The sequence below is a fragment of the Prevotella micans F0438 genome (genome assembly GCF_000243035.1).
Lineage (GTDB): Bacteria > Bacteroidota > Bacteroidia > Bacteroidales > Bacteroidaceae > Prevotella > Prevotella micans.
In genome coordinates this window covers 2,501-4,061 of the sequence record NZ_JH594524.1, presented here as the reverse complement: position 1 = coordinate 4,061, position 1,561 = coordinate 2,501, and the positions used below count along the sequence as shown (strand labels likewise).

1 tRNA gene and 1 rRNA gene (1 of these 2 only partly in view) are annotated in these 1,561 nt (G+C 44.8%); both read left to right on the top strand.

The features are described 5' to 3' along the window. Positions 1 to 443: 443 nt before the first annotated feature. Positions 444 to 517 (top strand) — tRNA-Ala (locus tag HMPREF9140_RS09925). Between the two features lie 231 nt (positions 518 to 748). Further along, a 23S ribosomal RNA gene (locus HMPREF9140_RS09920) occupies positions 749 to 1,561 on the top strand (it continues 2,101 nt past the right edge of the window).

Here is a 1,561-nt window from a genome sequence, read left to right as displayed (position 1 = left end):
CGGTTGTATGTAAATGCAATCCAATCTTGAAAGTGCGTCTCAGTTCGGACTGGGGTCTGCAACCCGACCCCACGAAGCTGGATTCGCTAGTAATCGCGCATCAGCCATGGCGCGGTGAATACGTTCCCGGGCCTTGTACACACCGCCCGTCAAGCCATGAAAGCCGGGGGTGCCTGAAGTCCGTGACCGCAAGGGTCGGCCTAGGGCAAAACCGGTGATTGGGGCTAAGTCGTAACAAGGTAGCCGTACCGGAAGGTGCGGCTGGAACACCTCCTTTCTGGAGAGAAAGTTTATCCTATTTCGATATTGGTGGTAATAGAGCTTATTTGTATTTGAATTATATGTTCAGATATGATATTAATGGTTATGTCTCTTTCTTGTACTTACCGATCTGTTTACTTTAGGAGTTTTAAGAGGCTGAGACCTGTTCTCTATTTGAATTAGGGGGATTAGCTCAGTTGGCTAGAGCGCTTGCATGGCATGCAAGAGGTCAACGGTTCGAATCCGTTATTCTCCACATTGAGTTATGATATTGACTATTTATAATTTTATTATTTATTGTTTGATATTATTTATCTCTTCGTTCTTTGACATATTGACACAAGCAAGATAGCAATAGATAGATTTCCCAGAATGATATTTCGTTGCATCCAAGGTTCCATTTTATGGTAATTTTTTGATGCGATGTTATTATTTATATTCTGAAAGTCTGAGTATTCGTTTTTATATCTTTTAGGTATAGGAATATATGAAAGTAATTAAGGGCGTATGGTGGATGCCTAGGCTCACAGAGGCGATGAAGGACGTGATAAGCTGCGATAAGCCACGGTAAGGTGCAAATATCCTTTGACCCGTGGATTTCCGAATGGGACAACCCGGCCGTTTTTTAGCGGTCATCGTTATATATTTATAACGAGGCAAACCGAGGGAACTGAAACATCTTAGTACCTCGAGGAGAAGAAAATAATTTAATGATTCCCCCAGTAGTGGCGAGCGACCGGGGATTAGCCCAAACCTATCATGTATTTATTGCATGTTAGGGGTTGTAGGACCGCGTGATTGCACTTTAAGCGTTAGAAGAATCGTTTTGGAAAGACGAATCATAGAGGGTGATAATCCCGTATTCGAAATCGCGCAAAGGCATAGCGGTATCCTGAGTAACGCGGAACACGTGTAATTCTGCGCGAATCTGCCGGGCCCATCCGGTAAGGCTAAATACTCCTGTGAGACCGATAGTGAACAAGTACCGTGAGGGAAAGGTGAAAAGTACCCCAATGAGGGGAGTGAAATAGTTCCTGAAACCATTCGCCTACAAGCGGTCGGAGCATATTTTATATGTGACGGCGTGCCTTTTGCATAATGAACCTACGAGTTACCGTGTCTGGCAAGGTTTAGGAGTTAAGCTCCGTAGCCATAGTGAAAGCGAGCCTTAATAGGGCGTTAAGTCAGATGAGGTAGACGCGAAACCAAGTGATCTACACTTGCCCAGGTTGAAGTCCGGGTAACACCTGATGGAGGACCGCACGGATAAGCGTTGAAAAGCTTCCCGATGAGGTGAGTG